The sequence below is a fragment of the Pseudomonas sp. EYE_354 genome, from assembly GCF_023148575.1.
Classification (GTDB): Bacteria; Pseudomonadota; Gammaproteobacteria; order Pseudomonadales; family Pseudomonadaceae; genus Aquipseudomonas.
The window spans coordinates 137,946-161,836 of sequence record NZ_JAHXNQ010000012.1; the positions used below are offsets into that span (position 1 = coordinate 137,946).

The window sequence follows — 23,891 nt, forward strand, 5'->3', positions numbered from 1 at the left end:
GCCATGCTGCTGCGTTTTACCAAGATGCACGGGCTGGGCAATGATTTCATGGTCCTCGACCTGGTCAGCCAGCACGCGCACATTCTGCCCAAGCACGCTAAACAATGGGGCGATCGCCATACCGGTATTGGTTTCGACCAACTGCTGCTTGTCGAAGCACCCAGCAACCCGGAGGTGGATTTCCGTTACCGGATATTCAACTCCGACGGCTCCGAAGTGGAACAGTGCGGTAACGGCGCCCGCTGCTTCGCGCGCTTTGTGCTGGACAAGCGCCTGACCGCCAAGCGGCAGATTCGCGTCGAGACCAAAAGCGGCGTGATCGAGCTGGACATCCGCAACGACGGCCAGATCAGCGTCAACATGGGCGCGCCACGCCTGGTGCCGGCGGACATTCCGTTCCAGGCTGCCGAGCAGGCCGTCAGTTACGCGCTGGACGTAGAGGGTCAGTCGATCGACATCGCCGCCGTGTCCATGGGCAACCCCCATGCCGTGCTGCGGGTCAACGACATCAACAATGCCCCGGTGCATGAACTGGGGCCGAAAATCGAACACCACCCGCGCTTTCCGGCGCGGGTCAATGTGGGCTTCCTGCAGGTGATCGACCGTTCCCGCGCGCAATTACGTGTATGGGAACGCGGTGCCGGCGAAACCCAGGCCTGTGGTACAGGCGCTTGCGCCGCTGCCGTGGCCGCGATCAGCCAAGGGTGGATGGATTCACCGCTGCTGATCGACCTGCCCGGTGGGCGCTTGTCCATCGAATGGGCAGGCCCGGGCCACCCGGTGCTGATGACCGGGCCGGCCTCGCGTGTATACGAAGGACAGGTCCGTCTATGAGTGAGCCAAACCAATGACCGATAAGCCTCAAGTACCCGCCCAAGCAACCCCAAGCGAAAGTCTGGAGGCCGCTGCTGTCGCGGCGTACCTTGAGGCCAATCCGGACTTCTTCGTCGAACACGACGAGCTGCTGCCGGCGCTGCGCATCCCCCACCAACGCGGCGATACTGTGTCGCTGGTGGAGCGGCAGATGAAGATCCTGCGCGAGCGCAACATTGAAATGCGCCACAAGCTCTCGCACCTGATGGACGTTGCCCGCGATAACGACCGCCTCTTCGACAAGACCCGCCGTCTGATTCTCAGCCTGATGGACGCCACCAGCCTGGAAGAAACGGTCATGGCTGTGGAAGACAGCCTGCGCCAGGATTTCCAGGTGCCGTTCGTGAGCCTGATCCTGTTCAGCGACAACCCGATGCCGGTGGGTCGCTGGGTCAGTGGCAGCGACGCGCAGACCGCGATTGGCGGCCTGCTGTCCGAAGGCAAGACCATCAGCGGGACCCTGCGTGAGCACGAGCTGGATTTCCTGTTCGGCGCCGAACAGCGCAAGCAGATCGGCTCCACCGCCGTGGTCGCTCTCAGCCATCAAGGTCTGCATGGCGTGCTGGCCATCGCCAGCCGTGATCCTGCGCACTACAAAAGCTCGGTGGGCACGCTGTTTTTGACCTATATCGCCGAAGTGCTGGGTCGCGTTCTCCCGCGCTTCACCACCGCCCTGCGCGCGGTGCGCTAACCATGGAACGGCAACTGGACGCTTACTGCGCTCACCTGCGCAATGAGCGCCAGGTGTCGCCCCATACGCTGGAAGCCTATCGGCGCGACTTGAACAAGGTACTGGCCTACTGCGAAAAGCAGCAGGTCACCAGCTGGAAAGCCCTGGATATTCAAAGCCTGCGCAGCCTGATCGCGCGTCTGCACCAGCAAGGCCAGTCTTCACGCAGTTTGTCGCGTCTGCTCTCGGCGGTGCGCGGGCTGTATCACTACCTAAACCGCGAAGGCCTGTGCGACCACGACCCGGCCAACGGCCTGTCGCCGCCCAAAGGCGAGCGGCGCCTGCCCAAGACCCTGGACACCGACCGCGCCCTGCAACTGCTCGACGGCGCCGTGGAAGATGACTTTCTCGCCCACCGCGACCAGGCGATCCTTGAGCTGTTCTATTCCTCGGGCCTGCGCCTGTCGGAGCTGACCGGCCTGAACCTGGACCAACTGGACCTGGCGGACGGCCTGGTGCAAGTGCTCGGCAAGGGCAGCAAGACCCGCGTGCTGCCCGTCGGCAGAAAGGCCCGCGAGGCGTTGCAACAGTGGCTGCCGTTGCGGGCGCTGGCAAACCCTGTGGACGACGCCGTGTTTATCAGCCAGCAAGGCCGACGCCTGGGGCCGCGGGCGATTCAGGTACGCGTCAAGGCCGCCGGCGCGCGCGAGCTGGGCCAGAACCTGCATCCCCATATGCTGCGACACTCCTTTGCCAGCCACTTGCTGGAATCCTCCCAGGACCTGCGCGCCGTGCAGGAGTTGCTCGGCCACTCCGACATCAAGACCACGCAGATCTATACCCATCTGGACTTCCAACACCTGGCAACGGTGTACGACAGCGCCCATCCACGGGCCAAACGCATCAAGGGCGGCGACTCATGAGTATCAAGCTGATCACCTTCGACCTGGACGACACGCTCTGGGACAACGTACCCGTCATCATCAGCGCCGAAGCGTCGATGCGCGAATGGCTGGCGATTAACGCCTCCAAGGTCGGCGACTTGCCTTTGGAGCACTTCGCCACCCTGCGCCAGCAGGTGCTGCAACGTCACCCAGAACTGAAAAACCGCATCAGCCTGCTGCGTCATCGCGTATTGATACACGCCTTTGAGGAGGCGGGTTATCCACAGCCCGAAGCCACCGACATGGCCGATGTGTGCTTCGAGGCGTTCATTCACGCGCGCCATCAGCTCACCCCCTTTCCCGAAGCGGAGCCCATGCTCAAGGCGCTGCGCCAGCATTTCCTGCTGGGCGTGATCACTAACGGCAATGCCGATGTGCAGCGGGTAGGGCTGGCGGACTACTTCCACTTTGCACTGCGTGCAGAAGACATCGGCATCGCCAAGCCGGACGCACGCCTGTTTCAGGAAGCGTTGCAACGTGGCGGGGTACCGGCCAGCGCAGCGGTGCACATCGGTGATCACCCAGGGGACGACATCGCCGGCGCGCAACAGGCCGGGCTTCGCGCAGTGTGGTTCAACCCCACGGGCAAGGAATGGGAAGCGGACAAGCACCCGGACGCGCAGATTCGCAGCCTGGCGGAGTTGCCCGAGCTGCTCCGTCGCTGGAACTGATGCCAGTGATCAAGCGGCGGGCGGGACGAGTGCCCTCCCGCGTGCGACCCACCACACGGCTCGAATAAATCATCAGGCATGAAAAAGCCCGCAGCGACGGCGGGCTTTTTCTTACAAGCAGGTCGCGACTCAGATAGGCCGGCTACCGTACTTGTTATCAGGCTTCTTGGGCGGGTCCGCTACCACATTCGGCTCGACCTCGACCACTTTGCCGCCTTTGGCGAGAAACTCTTCCATCGCACGGGCCAGGGCGTCGCGCTCTTTATTCTTGGCTTCAACGCTCGGCAGCTCATCTACCGAAACAGCGGCCTTGGCCTTGCCTTTGGCCTTGGGCGCGGCGTCATCGCCAACACTGTCATCGGCGTCGTCGGCCACGTCGTCAACCGCTGCCGCGTCAAGACCGTCTTCAGCCTCGTCGTCATCACCTACTTCGAGTTCGTCGTTTTCCAGATCATCGTCGCTCATGTTCTACCTCATGACTTGCGAAAAGCAGATTAGTTATAGCCCAGCTTCACCCTCTGTCGAGTTTGCTGGAAAAAAATCAGTAGCCACCGGATAACCAGTGGCTTATGCCCCATCACCGTGCAAGGTGGCGAGGACTTTACGAGCACCACCATGATCACGGTGCTCGCCCAGGTAAACACCTTGCCAGGTCCCCATCGCCAAGCGGCCGGCCTTCACCGGCAAACTCAGCTGGCAGCCCAGGAGACTGGCCTTGAAATGCGCCGGCAGATCATCCGGCCCCTCGTCGTTGTGTTCAAACCCTGCACGGCCTTGCGGCACAAGCGAGTTGAAAAACCGTTCGAAGTCACGGCGAACCGCCGGGTCGGCATTCTCGTTGACGGTCAACGAGGCCGAAGTGTGCTGCAACCACAGGTGCAACAGGCCGACACGACACGCCTTCAGTTCAGGCAAGCCGGCAAGCAACTCGTCGGTTACCAGGTGAAAGCCCCGAGGCTTGGCCCGCAGGGTAATCAGGGTCTGTTGCCACATACAGTTCTCCGCCCATCGGCGCGCATTCTAGCGCGCCTTGGGAAAAAACAAAGTGTCGAATACGCCTACATGCCTGTAAGACATTCGCACGCTCAAAAGTGCCGCGTGTGTCTGGTCACAAACTTGGCGTAAAAACCGGCACAGCGTGTGATAGCTGACAAACACCAGACAAAAAAATGCCCGGCAAGCCGGGCATCTTTTTTTCGCGTACTTACAAGTTGTAGCCGCGTTCGTTGTGTTGCGCCAGGTCGAGGCCGACCGCCTCTTCCTCTTCGGTAACACGCAGCCCCATGACCATGTCCAGCACCTTGAGGATGATGTAGGTCACGATGGCCGTGTAGATCACGGTGAAACCGACGCCTTTGCACTGGATCCAGACTTGAGCCGCGATATCAGTCACGGTGCCGAAACCGCCCAGCGAAGGGGCCGCGAACACACCGGTAAGAATCGCGCCGAGGATACCGCCAATACCGTGTACGCCGAAGGCGTCCAGGGAGTCGTCATAGCCCAGCTTGCGCTTGAGGGTAGTGGCGCAGAAGAAGCACACCACACCCGCCGCCAGACCGATGATCAGTGCGCCCATCGGGCCCACGGTGCCAGCGGCCGGCGTGATTGCGACCAGACCCGCCACCACACCCGAGGCGATGCCCAGTGCGCTTGGCTTGCCGTGAGTGATCCACTCGGCGAACATCCAGCCCAGCGCCGCCGCAGCAGTTGCGATCTGAGTGACCAGCATCGCCATGCCCGCAGTGCCGTTGGCCGCGACAGCGGAGCCGGCGTTGAAGCCGAACCAACCGATCCACAGCATGGCCGCACCGATCAGGGTGTAACCGAGGTTGTGCGGTGCCATTGGAGTGGTCGGGAAGCCCTTACGCTTGCCGAGTACCAGGCACGCTACCAGGCCCGCCACACCGGCGTTGATGTGCACCACAGTGCCGCCGGCGAAGTCCAGCACGCCCCAGTCCCACATCAGGCCGCCGTTGCCGCTCCACACCATGTGTGCGATCGGCGCGTAGACCAGGGTGAACCAGATGCCCATGAAGATCAGCATCGCGGAGAACTTCATACGCTCAGCAAAAGCACCGACGATCAGCGCCGGCGTGATGATGGCGAAGGTCATCTGGAAGGTGATGAACACGGCTTCCGGGAACAACGCCGCTGGCCCGGTGATGCTGGCCGGAGTGACACCCGCCAGGAACGCCTTGCCCATGCCGCCGAAGAAGGAGTTGAAGTTGACCACGCCCTGTTCCATACCGGTGGTATCGAACGCGATGCTGTAGCCGTAGATGACCCACAGGATGCTGATCAGGCCGGTGATGGCGAAACACTGCATCATCACCGACAGAATATTCTTGGAGCGGACCATGCCGCCGTAGAACAGCGCCAGGCCCGGGATGGTCATGAACAGCACCAGCGCGGTGGCGGTCAGCATCCAGGCGGTGTCGCCGGAGTTGAGGACTGGAGCAGCCACTTCGTCTGCCGCCATGGCCAGGCTTGGCATTACGATGGACAACAGGGCTCCGAGCCCTGCGAATTTACGCAGAGTCATATTGTTTTCTCCTGGGGCGTTGGGGTTTGGCGGCTTAGATTGCGTCGGTATCGGTTTCGCCGGTACGGATGCGAATAGCCTGTTCCAGATTGACCACGAAGATCTTGCCGTCACCGATCTTGCCGGTGTTGGCGGCCTTGGTTATCGCCTCGATAACCCGGTCAAGATCCTTGTCGTCAATGGCGACATCAATCTTCACCTTCGGCAAGAAATCGACTACGTATTCCGCGCCGCGATACAGCTCGGTGTGACCCTTCTGCCGACCGAAGCCTTTGACCTCAGTAACGGTAATGCCCTGCACGCCGATTTCGGACAATGACTCGCGTACATCGTCCAACTTGAACGGCTTGATGATGGCAGTGACTAGCTTCATGAAAACTCTCTCCCGAATTGGTGGACTTGCCCCAGGAAAACAAACCCGTCTCAAGTCTAAGCGCAGTGCCTGGCTTTGTAACGCATCGTCGCAAGCGCAATTGCTATTGCGACGCCAGCTAACCACTGGTGACGAAACCTGTACCCCTGATCCGTCGGCGCACTGCATTCGTCACAGCGACTGCATCAGTGCATGGGTCATGATCGTCTAAGCAGAAACCTTGCCAGCTCCGTAAAAATCACTGAAATCAGTCCTTTGCCCACTCAAGCCCACCTGCGGGGCTATTCGGCGACCATAATGCGCACAAAAACGGTGCGACACCGCCCGACCTGATGCGCGAAAAGCGTGCGCCGCAGGCCGTGGAAAGACTATAGACGCTGCGTGATACACTGCCCGCCGACAGTTTTTCCGGAATACTTCCCATGCTTGCGCCTAAAGACCTCCTCGACGCCCTGAGCGGCCACGCCTCTCGCCTGTTCAGCGGCGACACTCCGCTGCCCCGCAATGAAATCGAAAGCCAGTTCAAGGCCCTGCTGCAAAGCGGCTTCAGCAAGCTCGACCTGGTGAGCCGGGAAGAATTCGACAGTCAGATGGTCGTGCTCGCCCGCACGCGCGCGCGACTGGAGAGCCTGGAGGCTAAAGTGGCTGAACTGGAAGCCAAGCTGACACCACCGGCTGAATAAACACGGCGAGTGTGGGAGTACTGGCTCCCACACTCGCGCTGGATACGTTCTGTAAAACCTCCCCCGCAGTGCTCTTCCCCACCTCGTCTACCCTTGAAAAACCGCAGGAAGCGGCCTCCCATTTCAAGGAACGAGCATGTCCCTCGCCATTGTCCACAGTCGCGCCCAAGTCGGCGTCGAAGCCCCTGCCGTCACCGTCGAAGTGCATATGGCCAATGGTTTGCCGTCCCTCACGCTGGTGGGCCTGCCCGAAACCGCCGTGAAAGAAAGCAAGGACCGCGTGCGCAGTGCGATTCTCAACTCCGCTCTGCAATACCCCGCACGCCGTATCACCCTCAACCTCGCGCCCGCCGACCTGCCAAAGGACGGCGGGCGTTTTGATCTGGCGATTGCCTTGGGGATCCTCGCCGCCAGCGTGCAGGTGCCGACCGTGATGCTCGATGACGTGGAATGCCTGGGTGAGTTGGCGCTATCCGGCGCAGTACGCGCGGTCAAAGGCGTGTTGCCGGCTGCACTGGCCGCGCGCAAGGCCGGGCGCACCGTGATAGTGCCGCGGGCGAATGCCGAAGAAGCGTGCCTGGCGTCCGGGCTGAAAGTGATTGCAGTGGACCACTTGCTGCAAGTGGTGGCGCACCTGAATGGGCAGGCGCCAATCGAGCCCTACAAATCCGATGGGTTGCAGTACCTGAACAAGCCCTATCCAGATTTAAGTGAGGTGCAGGGCCAACTGTCAGCCAAGCGTGCGTTGCTGATCGCAGCAGCCGGGGCACACAACCTGTTGCTCAGCGGGCCGCCAGGTACCGGCAAGACCCTGCTCGCCAGCCGACTGCCCGGCTTGCTGCCGCCATTGAGCGAACAAGAGGCATTGGAAGTGGCGGCGATCCAGTCCGTGGTCAGCCTGGCGCCGTTGAGCCATTGGCCGCACCGACCCTTTCGCCAGCCGCACCATTCGGCCTCAGGCCCGGCATTGGTGGGTGGCGGCTCAAAACCGCAACCTGGGGAAATTACCCTGGCCCATCACGGTGTGCTGTTTCTGGACGAGTTACCGGAGTTTGATCGCAAAGTGCTGGAGGTACTACGTGAGCCGCTGGAGTCGGGGCATATCGTGATTTCCCGCGCCCGCGACCGCGTCAGTTTCCCTGCGCGCTTTCAACTGGTCGCCGCGATGAACCCGTGCCCCTGTGGCTACATGGGAGAGCCCAGTGGGCGTTGTCGCTGCACACCGGAGCAGATCCAGCGCTACCGCAACAAGCTGTCCGGACCGTTGCTCGACCGCATCGACCTTCATCTCACCGTGGCACGTGAAACCACCGCTCTGAACCCTGCCCCGCAGGCCGGCGACACTACGGCTACGGCCTCTGCTCACGTGGCGCAAGCTCGGGAACGCCAGCAACAACGCCAGGGTTGCGCCAACGCCTTCCTTGATCTGCCGGGACTGCGCGAGCACTGCCGGTTGGCGAAAGACGATGAAGGCTGGCTGGAAAGCGCCTGCGAGCGGCTCACGTTGTCGCTACGCGCAGCACACCGATTGCTCAAGGTGGCGCGCACCCTGGCGGACTTGGATCAGGCGGATGCCATCACCCGCGATCATCTCAAAGAGGCCCTGCAATACCGTCCGGCAGCGATCACTTAGCCCACCCGGTGATAGACGGCATTTCAGCGGAAGCGATCCACTTCTTGACGCAGGCCCGCCGCCAGGGTCTCCAACTCTTTGGCAGTAATCGCCAGGTTCGATACCACTTCACGCTGCTCACTGTTGGCCAGCGCGATGCTTTGCAAGTTGCTGCTGAGCAAGGTCGCGGTGCTGCTCTGTTCCTGCGTCGCCGTGGTAATCGCCGCGAACTGCTGACCCGCCGAGCGGCTTTGCTCATCGATACGCGCCAGTGCCGAGGCCACATCGGCATTGCGCGACAGGCCTTCCTGCATCAACACATTGCCGTGTTCCATGGTGCTGATGGCGTTGCCGGTTTCTTTCTGGATGCTTTGGATCATCCCGGAAATTTCATCGGTGGCTTCGCGTGTCCGCGACGCCAGGTTACGCACTTCGTCAGCCACCACCGCAAAACCGCGGCCCTGTTCACCAGCCCGCGCGGCTTCAATGGCAGCGTTGAGCGCCAGCAGGTTGGTCTGCTCGGCGATGGAGGTGATCACACCCACAATCCCGCCGATTTCCTGAGAACGCTGACCCAAGGTATTAATCACCGTGGCCGTGCTGTTCAGGGCGGTAGCGATATGCTCCAAGGAGGTGGAAGCCTCTTGCATCGAGTTTCGGCCGATGCGGGTTTGTTGGGCATTTTCCTGGGCGAGACGCTCAGTGTTGCCCATGTTGTCGGCGATGTTCAGCGAGGTGGCGCTGAATTCTTCCACCGCGCCGGCCATGCTGGTGATTTCGCCGGACTGCTGCTCCATGCCGTCATAAGCGCCGCCCGACAAACCCGACAACGCCTGAGCACGGCTATTGACCTCTTCGGCCGCCTTGCGGATATGGGAAACCATGGTCGACAGCGCTTCACCCATCTGGTTGAAACTGCGCGCCAGTTGGCCAATTTCGTCATGGCTGGACACGTTAAGCCGTGCGCTCAAGTCGCCAGCACCCAAGGCTTCGGCCTGACGCACCAGATCACTCAACGGTTGCAGTTTGCTGCGCAACAGCCAGACCGTGGCGCCCACCGCCAGTAACATCGCCAGCACGCTGCCGATCACCAGACGAATGCCGACGGCCCAGGTCACCGCACGGATTTCCGCTTTCGGCATGCTCGCGACCACGGCCCATGGGCCACCTTCGAAGGGCACCGACACGCTGTAGAAATCTTCGTTCCTGTCGCTCCAGAAGTGACCTTTGCCTGGGGTCTTGGCCAGGTCCAGCATCACCGGAACCGCCTGATCCAGAGCCTGCACGCCCGCCGGGGGCACCAGCCAGCGCTTCTGCTCATCGAGCAACGCCAGGGAACCGGTCTGGCCGATGCGGAAGCGCTTGAGGTTTTCGAACTGGGCGGCCTGCGCGTCGGTGTAGTCAAACCCGATGAACAACACAGCGATCACTTTGCCGCTGGGGTCGCGTACAGGGCTGTATTGGGTCATGTAGGAACGGTCGAACAACACCGCACGTCCGATATAGGCCTGGCCACCTAGCACTCGCTGGTAGGCCGGACCCTGGCGATCAAGCACAGTGCCGATCGCACGGCTGCCGTCCTGCTTGGTCAGGGAGGTGCTGACACGGATAAAGTCGTCACCGCTGCGCACAAACACGGTGGCCACGCCGCCGGACATCTGCTTGAACTCATCCACTTCGGTGAAGTTGTTGTTGAGCACTTCGCCGCCCAGCAAGAGGCTCGGTGTCTGAACCCCGGCCACCGCGACCGGTTGATCGGCCTTCACCGTCAACCCGGCGCTGAAGCGTTTCTCGAACAACCCCGTCAGGCGCTGGGTGCTCTCGCGTAACGTGCTGTGGAAGGTATTGAGTTGGTCGGCGAGCAAACGCGCTTCGCTGGCCAGGTGCTCCTCGCGGGTATCGAGGTTGGCGGAGTCGAGGGAACGCAAGGCGAAAACAGTACTGCCGCCGATGGCGACAGCCAAAATCACAGCTAATGCGATGCCTAACTGGGAGGCGATCCGCGCGCGAGGTTGAGACATGACGGCTCCTGACCGAGGCCAGGATCATCCTGATCTCATAGCGCTGCTCGGCAAATTATCTAATGGGAAACGTTGGCGCACGATTGTTCCAACACACCTACTTCGGCGGCGTGTGGCAATACTTGAGCGAATCCCAAGGGCATCGCGCAAACGGTTGCGTATGGGGCGCCCCCATTCAATCGAGACGTTCGACCGCAGGCAAAGCCATGGCCTGCACTTCGCCCTGGAGAAAATCCGCCAGACGCCGCAAACGCTCGCCGCCGGGGCGGGTCTTGGGCCATACCAGATAGTAACTTTCCCCACTCGCCACCGCCGTTGGCCATGGCAGGCTCAAACGCTCTTGTGCCACATCTTCGGCCACCATCAGCAGGTCGCCCATGGACACCCCGTAACCCCGTGCCGCCGCGATCATGCCCAGCTCCAGCGTATCGAACACTTGGCCGCCCTTGAGCGAAACTTGGGACGACAACCCCATGCGCTCCAGCCAATTGCGCCAGTCGCGACGGTCTGGCGTGGGATGCAGCAACTCGGTGCCCGCCAGGCGGTTGACGTCCCAAGGGCCGTCCTTGAGCAGGTTCGGCGCGCCGACGGGGATCAGGAACTCGGGGAACAGGTAACTGGCTTCCCAATCTGCCGGAAAGTGCCCGTAGCTCAATAACACCGCGCAATCGAAAGGCTCCTGGTTGAAGTCCACTTCGTCCACGTTCATCCAGGCGCTGGTGAGTTGCACCTCATTGCCCGGCTGTAATGCCCGGAAGCGACTGAGCCGCGCCAACAGCCACCGCATGGTCAGGGTCGACGGCGCCTTCATGCGCAGGATGTCATCTTCGGCGTTCAGGGTATGGCAGGCCCGCTCCAGCGCCGCGAACCCCTCACGCACCCCAGGCAACAGCAGGCGCGCCGCTTCGGTGAGCTGCAGATTGCGGCCGCTGCGCTGGAACAGACGGCAGGCGAAATGCTCTTCCAGCGTGCGGATATGCCGGCTCACCGCACTTTGGGTAATCGACAGTTCTTCGGCGGCACGGGTAAAGGAGTTATGCCGGGAGGCCGCTTCAAAAGCACGCAAGGCGTAAAGAGGAGGGAGACGACGAGACATAAAGAAAGCTCCGACAGCGCAATGCCGGAACCCTACCAGAATCCATAAGGCATGAGTTTTAATCATGCAAACGATCGCATTTATCCCTTTGTGCAATGGCCTGAGAGCGCCGAGAATCAACCCCTCCCCAAACGTCTGACTTTTTGAGCGTGATGATCATGCAGCATCCGGCACGTACTGAACTCTGGGCCATTCTGCGGCTGTCAGGGCCGCTGATCGCCTCACAGTTGGCGCACATGCTGATGGTGCTGACCGACACCCTGATGATGGCGCGCCTGAGCCCCGAAGCCCTGGCCGGTGGTGGCCTGGGCGCGGCGACCTATTCGTTCGTGTCGATCTTCTGCATCGGCGTGATTGCCGCCGTGGGCACACTGGTGGCGATCCGTCACGGTGCCGGTGATATCGACGGCGCCACCCGCCTGACCCAGGCGGGGCTTTGGCTCGCCTGGTTGATGGCCCTGGCGGCAGCGTTGCTGTTGTGGAACCTCAAGCCGGTGCTGCTGATGTTCGGCCAGACCGAAAGCAACGTGCAATCGGCCGGGCAGTTTCTGACGGTGCTGCCATTCGCCCTGCCCGGCTACCTGAGTTTCATGGCCTTGCGCGGCTTCACCAGCGCCATCGGCAAGGCAACTCCCGTGATGGTGATCAGCCTTGGCGGCACGGTACTCAATTACCTGCTCAACCACGCCTTGATCGAAGGCATGTTCGGCCTGCCGAAACTCGGGCTGATGGGCATCGGCCTGGTCACCGCCATCGTCGCCAACGGCATGGCGCTGGCGCTGATGTGGTACATCCGCAGCAACCGCGACTATGCCGCCTATCCATTGGGCAGCGGCCTGCTGCGCCTCAACACGCGGTACCTGCGCGAACTGTGGCGCCTGGGCCTGCCGATTGGCGGCACCTATGCGGTGGAGGTTGGGCTGTTTGCCTTTGCCGCGCTGTGCATCGGCACCATGGGCAGCACACAGTTGGCGGCGCATCAGGTCGCCCTGCAAATCGTCTCGGTCGCGTTCATGGTGCCGGCGGGCATGTCCTACGCCGTGACCATGCGCATCGGTCAGCATTATGGTGCCGGGCAGTTACTGCAGGCGCGCATGGCGGGTCGGGTCGGCATCACTTTTGGCGCCGCGGTGATGCTGGGTTTTGCCGTGGTGCTATGGCTGTTTTCCGATCCACTGATCGGCTTGCTCATCGATCACAACAACCCGGCGTTCCATGACGTCATTGTCATGGCCGTCAGCCTGCTCGCCGTTGCCGCCTGGTTCGAACTGTTTGACGGCGTGCAAACCATTGCTATGGGGTGCATTCGTGGGCTTAAAGATGCCAAGACCACCTTTTTGATTGGTGCGGGCTGCTATTGGTTGATTGGCGCGCCTGCCGCCTGGCTGATGGCGTTCATCCTGGGCTGGGGACCGACCGGCGTGTGGTGGGGCTTGGCGCTGGGTTTGGCGTGTGCGGCCGTCAGCCTGACCTGGGCATTCGAGGCAAAGATGAAGCGCATGATTCGCCAGGAAGGCGCAGCGCCCGAAACCCGCCAGGGGTTTCAGGCCGCACAAGCGGATTAAAGCCCTTCGCCTACGTGTGCCTGCCGGCCCCTGCCGAATGTCAGGTAGTCCACCAGTTCAGGCAACGGCAACGGTTTGCTGATCAGATAACCCTGAGCCTGGTCACAGCCGAACAACCTCAGCAGCGCCAGTTGCTCAGGGGTTTCCACCCCTTCGGCCACCACTTCCAGGTTGAGGTTGTGCGCCAGGTTGATCATGGCGTGCACCAGTTTGCGGTTCTCTTCGCGCTCCTCCATGCCGCCGACGAAGCTCTTGTCGATCTTCAGCAAGGCGATCGGCAGGCTGTTGAGGTGCACGAACGATGAGAAACCGGTGCCGAAGTCGTCCAGGGAGAACCGCACACCCAGGCGACCGAGGGCGTCCATGGTCTGCTTGACCAGGTCACTGCGGCGCATAACGGCGGTTTCGGTCAACTCGAACTCCAGCCACTGCGCCTCCACACCACGCTCGGCAATCAGCCGGCTGAGGGTGGAGAGCAGCTGGCTGTCCTGGAACTGGCGAAATGACAGGTTGACCGCCATGTGCAACGGCGGCAGGCCGCGTTCACGCAGGTCTTGCATGTCGCGCAGGGCCCGGGAGATCACCCAGTATCCCAGCGGCACGATCAGGCCGCTCTGTTCAGCCAACGGCACGAATTCGCTGGGCGGCAGCAGGCCGCGTTCGCCATGGCGCCAGCGCACCAGCGCTTCCAGGCCAACAATATGCCCATCGTCCAGGTCCAGGCGCGGTTGGTAATGCAGCTCCAGTTCATCCCGACGCAAGGCACGGCGCAATTCACTTTCCAGGTCGGCCAGGCTGCGCGCGTTACGGTTGATGCGTTCGTTGAAGATATGAAAGGTACAGCCCTGAGTGCTTTTGGCTTGCTGCATGGCGATGTGGGCGTGCCACATCAGCGGGTCGGCACCGGCCCGCGCACGCGCATGCGCCACACCCAGGCTGCAACCGATCAGCAGGCTTTCGCCATCCACCCAGTAAGGTTCGGCCATGGCTTCGGTGATGCGCTCGGCCATCCACTCGGCGCGCTGGGGCGCACGGCGGGTATCGATCAACAAGGCGAATTCGTCGCTGCCCAGACGGGCCAGTTGGTCGCCGGCTTCGAGCTGGCTCTTGAGCCGCGAGACAACCTGCAGGATCAACCGGTCGCCGGCCTGATGGCCAAGGGCGTCGTTGGCGTGACGGAAATTGTCGAGGTCGAGGTGACCGAGGGCCAGGCCGCGGCCTTCATTCTCGGCCAGTCGCGCGGCCAGCAAGGTCTGGAAACCCTGGCGGTTGGCGATGCCGGTCAGCGGGTCTTGCTCGGCAAGGCGTTGCAGGGTGTTTTCCAACACGCCGCGCTCGCGCACATGGCGCAGGCAGCGGCGCAAGGTATCGGTGCCCAAAGCATCGCGGATCAGCCAGTCGCTGACGCCCAGCGGCGAAACCAACGGTTCCTGCTCCAACAGCAATACGCACGGCAAACTGCACCGACCAGGGCCGGGTTGCAGGTTGGGCGTGGTCAATAGCACGGCGCTTTGGTCGTCATCGAACAGACGACTCACCGAGTCCCAATTGGGCGCGCTGATCAGCACAGCCCCATCGCCCATCGGCGCCAGGCACTCGCGCAATAACGCTGCCCACTCAGGCGCATCGGCCAATAGCAGCAAACGCAAGGGTTCGACAGGCGTAGACAAGCTAGCTCCCTAGACTCTGCAAAATTCGTTGGCGGCGGGCATTATGACGTGCGGCCTGATAATCACCAATGATAGGGGTTATCAAACACGCAGGCTGTAATCATTTGTCTCAGGTTAACCAAAAGCCTCGACATCCTGCGGCAAAGTATCAAAAGCGGCAAATTTAGATCGAGTGGTACGTCACACCGTCGATCCAGAGCAGCAGAATCTTGCCAGCCTGTTAAAATGCCCGCCCTTTTGAACAACGACTCCCTGAACTCTGTATGTCCCGACTCAATCCCCGGCAGCAAGAAGCCGTGAACTACGTCGGCGGCCCTCTATTGGTGCTCGCCGGCGCAGGCTCCGGCAAGACCAGCGTGATCACGCGCAAGATCGCGCACCTGATCCAGAACTGTGGCATCCGCGCTCAGTACATCGTCGCCATGACCTTTACCAACAAGGCGGCGCGCGAGATGAAAGAGCGTGTCGGCACCCTGCTCAAGGGTGGCGAGGGCCGTGGTCTCACGGTGTGCACCTTCCACAACCTCGGGCTGAACATCATCCGCAAGGAGCATGCGCGACTGGGCTACAAGCCGGGCTTCTCGATCTTCGACGAGGCCGACGTCAAAGCCCTGATGACCGACATCATGCAGAAGGAATACGCAGGCGACGACGGCGTCGACGAGATCAAGAATATGATCGGCGCCTGGAAGAACGACCTGGTGCTGCCCGCTCAAGCCTTGGAAGCTGCGCGCAACCCCAAGGAACAGACCGCCGCCATCGTCTATACCCACTACCAGCGCACGCTCAAGGCGTTCAACGCGGTGGATTTCGATGATCTGATCCTGCAGCCGGTCAAGCTGTTCCAGGAACACGCCGACATCCTCGAAAAATGGCAGAACAAGGTGCGTTACCTGCTGGTGGACGAGTACCAGGACACCAACGCCAGCCAGTATTTGCTGGTGAAGCTGCTGATTGGCACGCGCAACCAGTTCACCGTGGTGGGCGACGATGACCAATCGATCTACGCCTGGCGCGGCGCTCGTCCGGAAAACCTGATGCTGCTCAAGGTCGACTACCCGTCCTTGAAAGTGGTGATGTTGGAGCAGAACTACCGCTCCACCAGCCGCATCCTGCGCTGCGCCAACGTGCTGATCTCCAACAACCCCCACGAGTTTGAAAAACAGCTGTGGAGCGAGATGGGCCATGGCGATGAGATCCGCGTGATCCGCTGCCGCAACGAAGACGCCGAAGCCGAGCGCGTGGCCGTGGAAATTCTCAGCCTGCACCTGCGCACCGACCGCCCCTACAGCGACTTCGCGATCCTGTATCGCGGTAACTACCAGGCCAAGCTGATCGAGTTGAAACTGCAGCACCACCAGGTGCCGTATCGCCTGTCAGGCGGCAACAGCTTTTTCGGACGCCAGGAAGTAAAAGACCTGATGGCCTACTTCCGCTTGATCGTGAACCCCGATGACGACAACGCCTTCCTGCGCGTGATCAACGTGCCACGCCGGGAAATCGGTTCGACGACCCTGGAAAAACTCGGTAACTACGCCACCGAACGCAAGATCTCGATGTACGCCGCCACCGACGAAATCGGCCTGGGTGAACACTTGGACACGCGCTTCACCGATCGCCTGTCGCGCTTCAAGCGCTTCATGGATAAGGTGCGCGAACAATGCGCCGGCGAAGACCCGATCAGTGCGCTGCGCAGCATGGTCATGGACATCGACTATGAAAACTGGCTGCGCACCAACAGTTCCAGCGACAAGGCCGCGGATTACCGCATGGGCAACGTCTGGTTCCTGATCGAAGCCCTGAAGAACACCCTGGAAAAAGACGAAGACGGCGAAATGACCGTCGAAGACGCCATCGGCAAGCTGGTGCTGCGCGACATGCTCGAGCGCCAGCAGGAAGAAGAGGACGGCGCCGAAGGTGTACAGATGATGACCTTGCATGCCTCCAAGGGCCTGGAGTTTCCGTACGTGTTCATCATGGGCATGGAAGAGGAAATTCTCCCACATCGCTCCAGCATCGAAGCCGACACCATCGAAGAAGAACGGCGCCTGGCCTACGTGGGCATTACCCGTGCACGTCAGACCCTGGCCTTCACCTTTGCCGCCAAGCGCAAGCAATACGGCGAGATCATCGATTGTGCCCCCAGCCGGTTCCTCGATGAACTGCCGCCGGATGACTTGGCCTGGGAAGGCAATGACGACACACCGACCGAGGTAAAGGCCGTTCGCGGCAATACCGCGCTGGCGGACATACGCGCGATGTTAAAGCGCTAGAATCGACTACTTTTTAATCTACTTTCGGCGCACATCGCGCCATTAGAGGAAGCGTTCCGTGGAAGCACTGCACAAGAAAATTCGCGAAGAAGGCATCGTGCTTTCCGATCAGGTACTCAAGGTCGACGCCTTTCTGAACCACCAGATCGACCCGGCACTGATGAAACTGATCGGCGACGAATTCGCCGCGCTGTTCAAGGACTCGGGTATCACCAAGATCGTCACCATCGAGGCTTCAGGCATTGCACCGGCGATCATGACCGGCCTGAATCTCGGTGTGCCGGTGATCTTCGCGCGCAAGCAACAGTCCCTGACCCTGACCGAAAACCTGCTGTCGGCAACGGTGTATTCCTTCACCAAAAAAACCGAGAGCACCGTGGCCATCTCGCCGCGCCACCTCACCAGCAGCGACCGCGTGCTGGTGATCGATGACTTCCTGGCCAATGGCAAGGCGTCCCAGGCGCTGATCTCGATCATCAAACAGGCCGGCGCTACCGTAGCCGGCTTGGGCATCGTGATCGAGAAGTCGTTCCAGGGCGGCCGTGCGGAGCTGGATGCCCAGGGTTATCGGGTTGAGTCGCTGGCGCGGGTGAAGTCGCTGGCGGGCGGGGTCGTCACCTTCATCGAATAATCGCGGCCTGACTGCGGTAAAAAATGTGAGAGCGGGCCTGCCCGCTCTCACATCGATCTGTGATGGCTGTCAGTGGGCAGTCGCCTGCAAACCAGCGAGCAGCAGACGTTGATACAGGTCTTCCTTAAGTCCCTGCGGCTTATCCAAGCGCATCCGCTCCAAATGCGTCGCAAATGCCTCCGGCTCCGGTGCATCCAGCGCCGCCTTGCCCAACTCCAGAACCTCCGTCAGCTTGAATTTGCTCTTGAGCCAGTTCAACGCGCGTAACAAGTCACGCTCTTCATCGGTGAAGTCGCTGCCCAGAGGATATTCCGGAAACAGCCGTTTATGCCGCGCCTGAATGCCCTGGAGCCGCTCCGGCGTGTTGTCGGCGAATCGCGGATCCAGCTGGAAGTTTTTGGGTAACTTGCCGGCCTTTTGCGCCTGTTCGATCAAATCGGCCTGGAAGCGCGAGTCGGTGATATTGAGCAGCGCCTCAATCACCTTCGCATCCGTCTGCCCGCGCAAGTCGGCGATTCCATACTCGGTGATGACGATATCGCGCAAGTGTCGGGGAATGGTGCAGTGGCCGTAGTCCCAGACAATATTGGAACTGACCTCCCCGGCCGACTCGCGCCAACTGCGCAAAATCAGGATGGAACGCGCGCCTTGCAGCGCATGGCCTTGGGCAACGAAGTTGTATTGACCGCCCACGCCACTGAGTACACGGCCGTCTTCCAATTGATCCGCCACGCCCGCGCCGAGCAACGTCACCATGATCGCGCTGTTGATAAACCGCGCATCCTGGCGCTGCAAACGCTTGAGTTCTTCCTGCCCGTACAGTTCGTTGATGTAGCTGATGCGGGTCATGTTGAATTGCAGGCGTTTGGCATGGCTAATTTCCTGCAAGCGCTGGTAAAAACTACGTGGCCCCAGAAAGAAGCCACCATGGATCGATACGCCATCGGGCTGGGCCGCATCGTCCAGCAAACCGGCGTTGGCCTGTTCCTGCGTCGCCACATCGGGGTACACCTTGCGCCGTATAATCCCGGCATCCGCCAGTACCAGCAGGCCGTTGACGAACATTTCGCTGCAGCCGTACAAGCCACGGGCAAAAGGGTCAACGCCGCCTTCACGGCTGATCAGGGGCGCCCATTGATAGACGTCCAGGTCCGTGAGCAACAGTCGATAGGCTTCGTTATCGGCCTGGCGCGCCAGCAAGGCGGCAGTCAGCGCATCGCCCATCGAGCCAATGCCGATCTGCAGGGTGCCACCGTCACGCACCAGGGTGCTGGCATGCAGGCCAATAAAATGATCCTGGAACCCTACCGGCATATTCGGCGTGGAGAACAGCGTGGTGCTGTCCTTTGCGTCGATCAGGTAGTCGAACGCGTCCATGCCCAGCTCGGAATCTCCCGGCATGTAGGGTAAATCGGTATGAACCTGACCCACGATCAAGATGGTTTCACCGGCGTCACGGCGCTTGGCGATCATTGGCAATAGGTCGAGGGTGATATCGGGGTTGCAGCTCAGGCTCAGGCGGTCCGGGTGTTCCGCGCTGCTCGCGACCAGTTGCGCCACCAGGTTCAGGCCGGCGCCGTTGATATCACGGGCGGCGTGGCTATAGTTGCTGCTCACGTAGTCCTGCTGGGCCGATTCGCTGTGCAACAGGCTGCCGGGCTGCATGAAAAACTGCTGCACATGGATGTTTTTCGGAAGACTGTCTTTATGCAGGTCGGCAAGGAAATCCAACTCGGGATAGTCACCGAATACCCGCTCGATGAAGGGTTCGAGAAAGCGCTTCTGCAACCCGTCACCCAAGGTCGGCCGGCCAAGGCTCAGGGCGGTGTAAATCGTAAGCGCGCGCTCCGGCAGTTGGGCAATTCGCCGGTACAGCGCGTTGACGAACAGGTTGGGCTTACCCAGCCCCAGCGGCATGCCCATGTGGATATGCGCCGGCAAGCGCGCCAGTACGTCGTCAACTGCTTGCTCGATTGAACACAACTGCACCATCCGACCCTCCTGAACATTCCATGATTAGGGGTTGGACCGAGCTTGCCGGGTCTTTGCTGCAATGAACAGTACGAAACACAAATTGCAGACACAAAAAAGCCGCTCGTAAGCGGCATTTTTGGCGAAGATCGATCGATTAAAGGCCAGACATCTTCTTAATAGCGCCTTTAAGCTCATCATCCGAGCAATCCGCACAGGTGCCCTTTGGCGGCATTGCGTTGATACCGGTAATGGCTTTGGCCAGGATGCCATCGAGGCCGCCCTGGTGATCGGCGCGTTCTTTCCAGGCGGCGGTATCACCGATTTTCGGCGCGTTCAGCAGACCCGTACCATGGCACGCGTTGCAGTGTTTGGCGATGACCTCATCCGGCGTTTTTGCTCCGCCGCCACCGCCCGCTGCAACGGCGACCTCCATGCCCTTGCACTCCTGGCCCTGAACGCAAACCTGGCCGACAGGCTCCAGGCGCTTGGCAATGTCATCATTGGTCGCAGCTTGAGCGCTGACAGCCCAAAGGGCCAGTACGGTTGCTGGTGCAGCCAGCATTTTCATAATTAGGTTCACGCGTTCACCCTCAATGGTGGCTATTCACGCCTGCGGCCACGGTTTCGCAGGCGGCGAAAGTATAACGGTTAGCCCGCCTGGCCGAAACAACCCTATTAAATAAAGGGAGATTCGACCTCACGGAATACAGCTGCGGGAGCCTCTGCAACGCTGGCAGGACGCCTCTATTGTTAAAAGTTCGCGGGTGTGGCTGCGCTGATTAGTCGCGCAGGCACATCGAACGGATTGCGAAAACGATGGGGCTTGGTACTTTCAAAGTAGTAGCTATCGCCGGCTTCGAGCACAAAAGTTTCAAGACCGACCACCAACTCCAGACGACCTTCCACCAGAATCCCGGTTTCTTCACCTTCGTGGGTGAGCATTTCTTCGCCGGTGTCGGCGCCCGGTGGGTAGATTTCGTTGAGAAACGCGATGGCGCGACTCGGGTGCGCACGGCCGACCAGCTTCATGGTCACGGCGCCGTCGGAGATGTCGATCAGCTCATTGGCTTTATAGACGATCTGCGTCGGTATTTCCTGGAGGATCTCCTCGGAAAAGAACTCGACCATGGACATGGGGATGCCGCCCAGCACCTTGCGCAAGGAGCTGATCGAGGGGCTGACACTGTTTTTTTCGATCATTGAAATGGTGCTGTTGGTGACACCAGCGCGCTTGGCGAGCTCACGCTGGGAAAGACCCTTCAGCTTACGGATGGATTGCAGTCGTTCGCCGACGTCCAATGCGGGAGCCTCCTAGGATTCAGGCTTTGTTGTAATTGAGCGTTATCATGGCGACAGCGTTCAGTATTTACAACACTTGGACCTAAATCCCGGACCGCTGCGTTCGTACGCGGCGATCAAGCCCCGCAATAGAGCCTTGGCACGCGACGCAGATTGCAGAAGATCTGGTAGGGGATGGTCTCTGCGGCGGCGGCGACTTCACTGGCAAGGATATGTTTGCCCCACAACTCCACCGTAGAACCAAGGCCAGCCTCAGGCACGTCCGTGAGGTCGACACACAGCATGTCCATGGAGACACGCCCCAGCAATTGGCTGCGCTGGCCGGCAACCAGCACCGGGGTACCGGTCGGCGCATGACGGGGGTAGCCATCGGCATAGCCCATGGCTACCACGCCGATGCGCATCGGTTTGGGTGTCACGAACTTGGCGCCGTAGCCCACCGGCTCGCCGGCGGGCAGTTCGCGCACGCAAATTACTTTCGACTCCAGTGTCATCACCGGCTGCAACCGCGCGGCGATGGCCTGGTCTTCGCCGAACGGCGTGGCGCCGTAGAGCATGATCCCCGGGCGCACCCAGTCGCTGGAAACGTTTGGCCAGCCCAGCACCGATGGCGAATTACGCAAGCTGACCTCGGCCACCAGGCCTTGGCGCGCCGCATCAAATACCGCCACTTGTTGATCGCTACTGGGGCAATCGAGTTCGTCGGCGCGGGCAAAATGGCTCATCAGTACGATCTTTGCCACTTTGCCGCAGGCCAGCAGGCGCTGATACGCCTCGTGATAATCCTTGGGGTGCAGGCCGACACGGTGCATGCCCGAGTCCAGCTTGAGCCAGACGGTCAGCGGCTTGCTAAGCGCGGCCTGCTCGATCGCCTCCAGTTGCCACAGCGAATGCACCACACACCAGAAGTCATGCTCGATGATCAGCGCCAACTCATCCGCTTCGAAAAAGCCTTCCAGCAGCAGCACCGGTGCGCGAATGCCGGCGGCACGCAACTCCAATGCTTCCTCGATGCACGCCACTGCGAACCCGTCGGCCTCGGCTTCCAGGGCCTGGGCCACGCGCACGGCGCCATGGCCGTAGGCATCGGCCTTGATCACGGCAAGGGCCTTGGCCCCGGTGACTTCACGGGCCAATTGGTAGTTGTGGCGCAGGGCTTGAAGGTCGATCAGGGCACGGGCTGGGCGCATGGCGGCAGGCTTCTAGGCAGCAGAGTGAAGAAAAAACCGGCGCCGACAGACAACGTCGGCACCGGGAGAGGGATCGTGTTTAAGGCAGCGCCGCCACGACGGACAGCTCTACCAGGATGTCCGGTTCGCACAATTTGGCTTCAAGCGTGGCACGGGCCGGGGCGACGCCTTTCGGCAGCCATGTGTCCCACACCGCATTCATGCCGGCGAAATCAGCGTCGATGTCTTTCAGGTAGATCGTTACCGACAGCAACTTGGTCTTGTCCGTACCGGCCAAATCCAGCAAACGCTCGATGTTGGCCAGGGTCTCACGGGTTTGCTGTTCAATCCCGGCGCTCATGTCGTCGCCGACCTGCCCTGCCAGATACACGGTACCGCTGTGGACAACGATCTGGCTCATGCGCTCATTGGTGAGCTGGCGCTGGATTGACATGTTTTGCGGACTCCTGGTGGTTGCCGTAACGGGAAATATCGAGGCCCGCGGCGCTGATCTGCGGGGTTTTCCTGGCCATCAGGTCGGCCAGCAAGCGACCGGAACCGCACGCCATGGTCCAACCGAGGGTGCCGTGGCCGGTGTTCAGGAACAGGTTCTTGAACGGCGTGGCGCCGACAATCGGTGTGCCGTCGGGTGTGGTCGGGCGCAGGCCGGTCCAGAACTCGGCGGTGGCCAGATCGCCGCCCTGAGGATAAAGGTCGTTGACGATCATCTCCAGGGTTTCGCGCCGACGTGGGTTAAGCGACAGGTCAAAACCGGCTATTTCAGCCATGCCACCCACGCGAATGCGGTTATCGAAACGGGTAATCGCGACCTTGTAGGTCTCGTCGAGGATGGTCGAGGTCGGCGCCATCGCCGGGTTGGTGATCGGCACGGTCAGCGAGTAACCCTTGAGCGGGTACACCGGCGCTTTGATCCCCAGCGGCTTGAGCAACTTCGGCGAGTAACTGCCGAGCGCCAGCACGTAGCGGTCAGCGGTTTCGAGCTTGCCGTCGATCCACACGCCGTTGATGCGATCACCGGCCTGGTCAAGGTGCTGGATATCCTGTTCGAAGCGGAACTCCACACCGAGCTGTTTGCACATTTCGGCCAGGCGCGTGGTGAACATCTGGCAGTCGCCGGTCTGGTCGTTCGGCAGGCGCAAGGCTCCCGCGAGGATGTCGGTGACGCTGGCCAGGGCCGGTTCAACGCGGGCAATGCCGGCGCGGTCAAGCAGCTCGAAGGGCACGCCGGACTCTTTCAACACCGCGATGTCTTTGGCCGCACCGTCCAACTGGGCCTGGGTGCGGAACAGTTGGGTAGTCCCCAAGCTGCGCCCTTCGTAGGCAATACCGGTCTCGGCGCGCAGTTCGTCAAGGCAGTCGCGGCTGTACTCGGACAGACGCACCATGCGCTCCTTGTTCACCGCATAGCGGCTGGCGGTGCAGTTGCGCAGCATCTGCGCCATCCACAGGTATTGGTCGATATCGGCAGTGGCCTTGATCGCCAGCGGCGCATGGCGTTGCAGCAGCCACTTGATGGCTTTGAGCGGAACACCCGGTGCAGCCCAGGGCGAGGCGTAGCCAGGGGAGACTTGGCCGGCGTTGGCGAAGCTGGTCTCCATGGCGGCGGCGGGCTGACGGTCGACCACGACCACCTCGAAACCGGCACGAGCCAAATAGTAGGCACTGGTCACACCAATGACGCCGCTACCCAAGACCAGAACGCGCATTTTTATATCCTCATCACGGCGGGGCCGCTGACGTGTGTTGTTCGAGCAATGATGAGCGCAGTATAAAAAGCAATCACCAGTGCATTTCACTATATAAA

General features: G+C 61.0%; 22 protein-coding genes. 9 read left to right on the forward strand and 13 right to left on the reverse strand.

Annotation, left to right across the window (positions count from 1 at the left end; all coding sequences use genetic code 11):
* Positions 1–3: 3 nt before the first annotated feature.
* The 4 genes from dapF to KZX66_RS17880 are packed head-to-tail and all read left to right on the forward strand — an operon-like array spanning position 4 to position 3,158.
* Positions 4–834, forward strand: a complete 831-nt coding sequence (dapF, locus tag KZX66_RS17865) for a diaminopimelate epimerase (RefSeq protein ID WP_248081779.1) — start codon at positions 4–6, stop codon at positions 832–834.
* Positions 835–847: 13 nt separating this feature from the next.
* On the forward strand, positions 848–1,564 hold the full coding sequence (locus tag KZX66_RS17870) for a DUF484 family protein (RefSeq protein WP_248081781.1): 717 nt from the start codon (positions 848–850) through the stop codon (positions 1,562–1,564).
* A gap of 2 nt (positions 1,565–1,566) precedes the next feature.
* A complete protein-coding gene (gene xerC, locus KZX66_RS17875; protein WP_248081782.1) occupies positions 1,567–2,466 on the forward strand; it encodes a tyrosine recombinase XerC in 900 nt (299 codons plus the stop codon).
* On the forward strand, positions 2,463–3,158 hold the full coding sequence (locus KZX66_RS17880) for an HAD family hydrolase (protein ID WP_248081783.1): 696 nt from the start codon (positions 2,463–2,465) through the stop codon (positions 3,156–3,158). Before xerC ends, KZX66_RS17880 begins: the two co-directional genes overlap by 4 nt.
* A gap of 129 nt (positions 3,159–3,287) precedes the next feature.
* Here the strand turns inward: KZX66_RS17880 and sutA are convergent, their stop codons facing one another.
* The 4 genes from sutA to glnK all read right to left on the reverse strand — a co-directional run bounded on the left by sutA (position 3,288) and on the right by glnK (position 6,073).
* On the reverse strand, positions 3,288–3,623 hold the full coding sequence (gene sutA, locus KZX66_RS17885) for a transcriptional regulator SutA (RefSeq protein WP_248081784.1): 336 nt from the start codon (positions 3,621–3,623) through the stop codon (positions 3,288–3,290).
* A 102-nt stretch (positions 3,624–3,725) separates the two neighbouring features.
* Positions 3,726–4,151, reverse strand: coding sequence for a secondary thiamine-phosphate synthase enzyme YjbQ (locus tag KZX66_RS17890; RefSeq protein WP_071485166.1), 426 nt, complete (start codon positions 4,149–4,151; stop codon positions 3,726–3,728).
* A 211-nt stretch (positions 4,152–4,362) separates the two neighbouring features.
* A complete protein-coding gene (locus tag KZX66_RS17895; RefSeq protein ID WP_248081785.1) occupies positions 4,363–5,700 on the reverse strand; it encodes an ammonium transporter in 1,338 nt (445 codons plus the stop codon).
* 34 nt (positions 5,701–5,734) lie between these two features.
* Positions 5,735–6,073 carry a P-II family nitrogen regulator gene (gene glnK / locus KZX66_RS17900; protein WP_002555808.1) on the reverse strand — a complete coding sequence of 113 codons (339 nt, stop codon included), beginning with the start codon at positions 6,071–6,073 and terminating at the stop codon, positions 5,735–5,737.
* 422 nt (positions 6,074–6,495) lie between these two features.
* Here glnK and KZX66_RS17905 point away from each other — a divergent pair, with 422 nt between their 5' ends.
* Together KZX66_RS17905 and KZX66_RS17910 are read left to right on the forward strand one after the other, a co-directional pair.
* Complete coding sequence (locus KZX66_RS17905; protein WP_038843546.1) at positions 6,496–6,756, forward strand: accessory factor UbiK family protein; 261 nt, start codon at positions 6,496–6,498, stop codon at positions 6,754–6,756.
* A gap of 136 nt (positions 6,757–6,892) precedes the next feature.
* Positions 6,893–8,389 carry a YifB family Mg chelatase-like AAA ATPase gene (locus KZX66_RS17910; protein WP_248081786.1) on the forward strand — a complete coding sequence of 499 codons (1,497 nt, stop codon included), beginning with the start codon at positions 6,893–6,895 and terminating at the stop codon, positions 8,387–8,389.
* A gap of 23 nt (positions 8,390–8,412) precedes the next feature.
* Here KZX66_RS17910 and KZX66_RS17915 read toward each other — a convergent pair whose 3' ends face one another.
* Both KZX66_RS17915 and KZX66_RS17920 read right to left on the reverse strand, forming a co-directional pair.
* Positions 8,413–10,389 (reverse strand): methyl-accepting chemotaxis protein, encoded by a 1,977-nt coding sequence (locus tag KZX66_RS17915; protein WP_248081787.1) that lies wholly within the window; start codon positions 10,387–10,389, stop codon positions 8,413–8,415.
* 175 nt (positions 10,390–10,564) lie between these two features.
* Positions 10,565–11,485 carry a LysR substrate-binding domain-containing protein gene (locus tag KZX66_RS17920; protein WP_248081788.1) on the reverse strand — a complete coding sequence of 307 codons (921 nt, stop codon included), beginning with the start codon at positions 11,483–11,485 and terminating at the stop codon, positions 10,565–10,567.
* Positions 11,486–11,637: 152 nt separating this feature from the next.
* Here KZX66_RS17920 and KZX66_RS17925 point away from each other — a divergent pair, with 152 nt between their 5' ends.
* On the forward strand, positions 11,638–13,050 hold the full coding sequence (locus tag KZX66_RS17925) for a NorM family multidrug efflux MATE transporter (RefSeq protein WP_248081840.1): 1,413 nt from the start codon (positions 11,638–11,640) through the stop codon (positions 13,048–13,050).
* Here KZX66_RS17925 and KZX66_RS17930 read toward each other — a convergent pair.
* Positions 13,047–14,720: a bifunctional diguanylate cyclase/phosphodiesterase gene (locus KZX66_RS17930; protein WP_248081789.1), complete on the reverse strand. Its 1,674-nt coding sequence runs from the start codon at positions 14,718–14,720 to the stop codon at positions 13,047–13,049. The genes KZX66_RS17925 and KZX66_RS17930 overlap by 4 nt on opposite strands.
* 263 nt (positions 14,721–14,983) lie before the next feature.
* Between KZX66_RS17930 and rep the strand changes: the two genes are divergently transcribed.
* Together rep and KZX66_RS17940 are read left to right on the forward strand one after the other, a co-directional pair.
* Positions 14,984–16,993 (forward strand): DNA helicase Rep, encoded by a 2,010-nt coding sequence (rep, locus tag KZX66_RS17935; protein WP_248081791.1) that lies wholly within the window; start codon positions 14,984–14,986, stop codon positions 16,991–16,993.
* Positions 16,994–17,051: 58 nt separating this feature from the next.
* Entirely contained in the window at positions 17,052–17,624 is a 573-nt protein-coding gene (locus tag KZX66_RS17940; RefSeq protein ID WP_003195447.1) for a xanthine phosphoribosyltransferase, read from the forward strand.
* A gap of 69 nt (positions 17,625–17,693) precedes the next feature.
* Here the strand turns inward: KZX66_RS17940 and KZX66_RS17945 are convergent, their stop codons facing one another.
* From KZX66_RS17945 to dadA, 6 genes are all read right to left on the reverse strand, one after another.
* The gene (locus KZX66_RS17945) at positions 17,694–19,616 is read right to left on the reverse strand and encodes an acetyl-CoA hydrolase/transferase C-terminal domain-containing protein (protein ID WP_248081793.1); all 1,923 of its coding nucleotides are present in this window, start codon (positions 19,614–19,616) and stop codon (positions 17,694–17,696) included.
* A 136-nt stretch (positions 19,617–19,752) separates the two neighbouring features.
* Complete coding sequence (locus KZX66_RS17950) at positions 19,753–20,166, reverse strand: c-type cytochrome (protein ID WP_090401453.1); 414 nt, start codon at positions 20,164–20,166, stop codon at positions 19,753–19,755.
* Between the two features lie 182 nt (positions 20,167–20,348).
* Positions 20,349–20,897 carry a cupin domain-containing protein gene (locus KZX66_RS17955; RefSeq protein WP_003176893.1) on the reverse strand — a complete coding sequence of 183 codons (549 nt, stop codon included), beginning with the start codon at positions 20,895–20,897 and terminating at the stop codon, positions 20,349–20,351.
* A 116-nt stretch (positions 20,898–21,013) separates the two neighbouring features.
* The gene (gene alr / locus KZX66_RS17960; RefSeq protein WP_248081795.1) at positions 21,014–22,087 is read right to left on the reverse strand and encodes an alanine racemase; all 1,074 of its coding nucleotides are present in this window, start codon (positions 22,085–22,087) and stop codon (positions 21,014–21,016) included.
* 79 nt (positions 22,088–22,166) lie between these two features.
* Positions 22,167–22,520 (reverse strand): RidA family protein, encoded by a 354-nt coding sequence (locus KZX66_RS17965; RefSeq protein WP_248081797.1) that lies wholly within the window; start codon positions 22,518–22,520, stop codon positions 22,167–22,169.
* A complete protein-coding gene (gene dadA / locus KZX66_RS17970; protein WP_248081799.1) occupies positions 22,492–23,793 on the reverse strand; it encodes a D-amino acid dehydrogenase in 1,302 nt (433 codons plus the stop codon). Before dadA ends, KZX66_RS17965 begins: the two co-directional genes overlap by 29 nt.
* Positions 23,794–23,891 lie beyond the last annotated feature (98 nt).

Coding starts and splice junctions, on each gene's coding strand:
- dapF (WP_248081779.1), top strand. CDS start 4: ATGCTGCTGCGTTTTACCAAGATGCACGGGCTGGGCAATGATTTCATG.
- KZX66_RS17870 (WP_248081781.1), top strand. CDS start 848: ATGACCGATAAGCCTCAAGTACCCGCCCAAGCAACCCCAAGCGAAAGT.
- xerC (WP_248081782.1), top strand. CDS start 1,567: ATGGAACGGCAACTGGACGCTTACTGCGCTCACCTGCGCAATGAGCGC.
- KZX66_RS17880 (WP_248081783.1), top strand. CDS start 2,463: ATGAGTATCAAGCTGATCACCTTCGACCTGGACGACACGCTCTGGGAC.
- sutA (WP_248081784.1), bottom strand. CDS start 3,623: ATGAGCGACGATGATCTGGAAAACGACGAACTCGAAGTAGGTGATGAC.
- KZX66_RS17890 (WP_071485166.1), bottom strand. CDS start 4,151: ATGTGGCAACAGACCCTGATTACCCTGCGGGCCAAGCCTCGGGGCTTT.
- KZX66_RS17895 (WP_248081785.1), bottom strand. CDS start 5,700: ATGACTCTGCGTAAATTCGCAGGGCTCGGAGCCCTGTTGTCCATCGTA.
- glnK (WP_002555808.1), bottom strand. CDS start 6,073: ATGAAGCTAGTCACTGCCATCATCAAGCCGTTCAAGTTGGACGATGTA.
- KZX66_RS17905 (WP_038843546.1), top strand. CDS start 6,496: ATGCTTGCGCCTAAAGACCTCCTCGACGCCCTGAGCGGCCACGCCTCT.
- KZX66_RS17910 (WP_248081786.1), top strand. CDS start 6,893: ATGTCCCTCGCCATTGTCCACAGTCGCGCCCAAGTCGGCGTCGAAGCC.
- KZX66_RS17915 (WP_248081787.1), bottom strand. CDS start 10,389: ATGTCTCAACCTCGCGCGCGGATCGCCTCCCAGTTAGGCATCGCATTA.
- KZX66_RS17920 (WP_248081788.1), bottom strand. CDS start 11,485: ATGTCTCGTCGTCTCCCTCCTCTTTACGCCTTGCGTGCTTTTGAAGCG.
- KZX66_RS17925 (WP_248081840.1), top strand. CDS start 11,638: ATGATCATGCAGCATCCGGCACGTACTGAACTCTGGGCCATTCTGCGG.
- rep (WP_248081791.1), top strand. CDS start 14,984: ATGTCCCGACTCAATCCCCGGCAGCAAGAAGCCGTGAACTACGTCGGC.
- KZX66_RS17945 (WP_248081793.1), bottom strand. CDS start 19,616: ATGGTGCAGTTGTGTTCAATCGAGCAAGCAGTTGACGACGTACTGGCG.
- KZX66_RS17950 (WP_090401453.1), bottom strand. CDS start 20,166: ATGAAAATGCTGGCTGCACCAGCAACCGTACTGGCCCTTTGGGCTGTC.
- alr (WP_248081795.1), bottom strand. CDS start 22,087: ATGCGCCCAGCCCGTGCCCTGATCGACCTTCAAGCCCTGCGCCACAAC.
- KZX66_RS17965 (WP_248081797.1), bottom strand. CDS start 22,520: ATGTCAATCCAGCGCCAGCTCACCAATGAGCGCATGAGCCAGATCGTT.
- dadA (WP_248081799.1), bottom strand. CDS start 23,793: ATGCGCGTTCTGGTCTTGGGTAGCGGCGTCATTGGTGTGACCAGTGCC.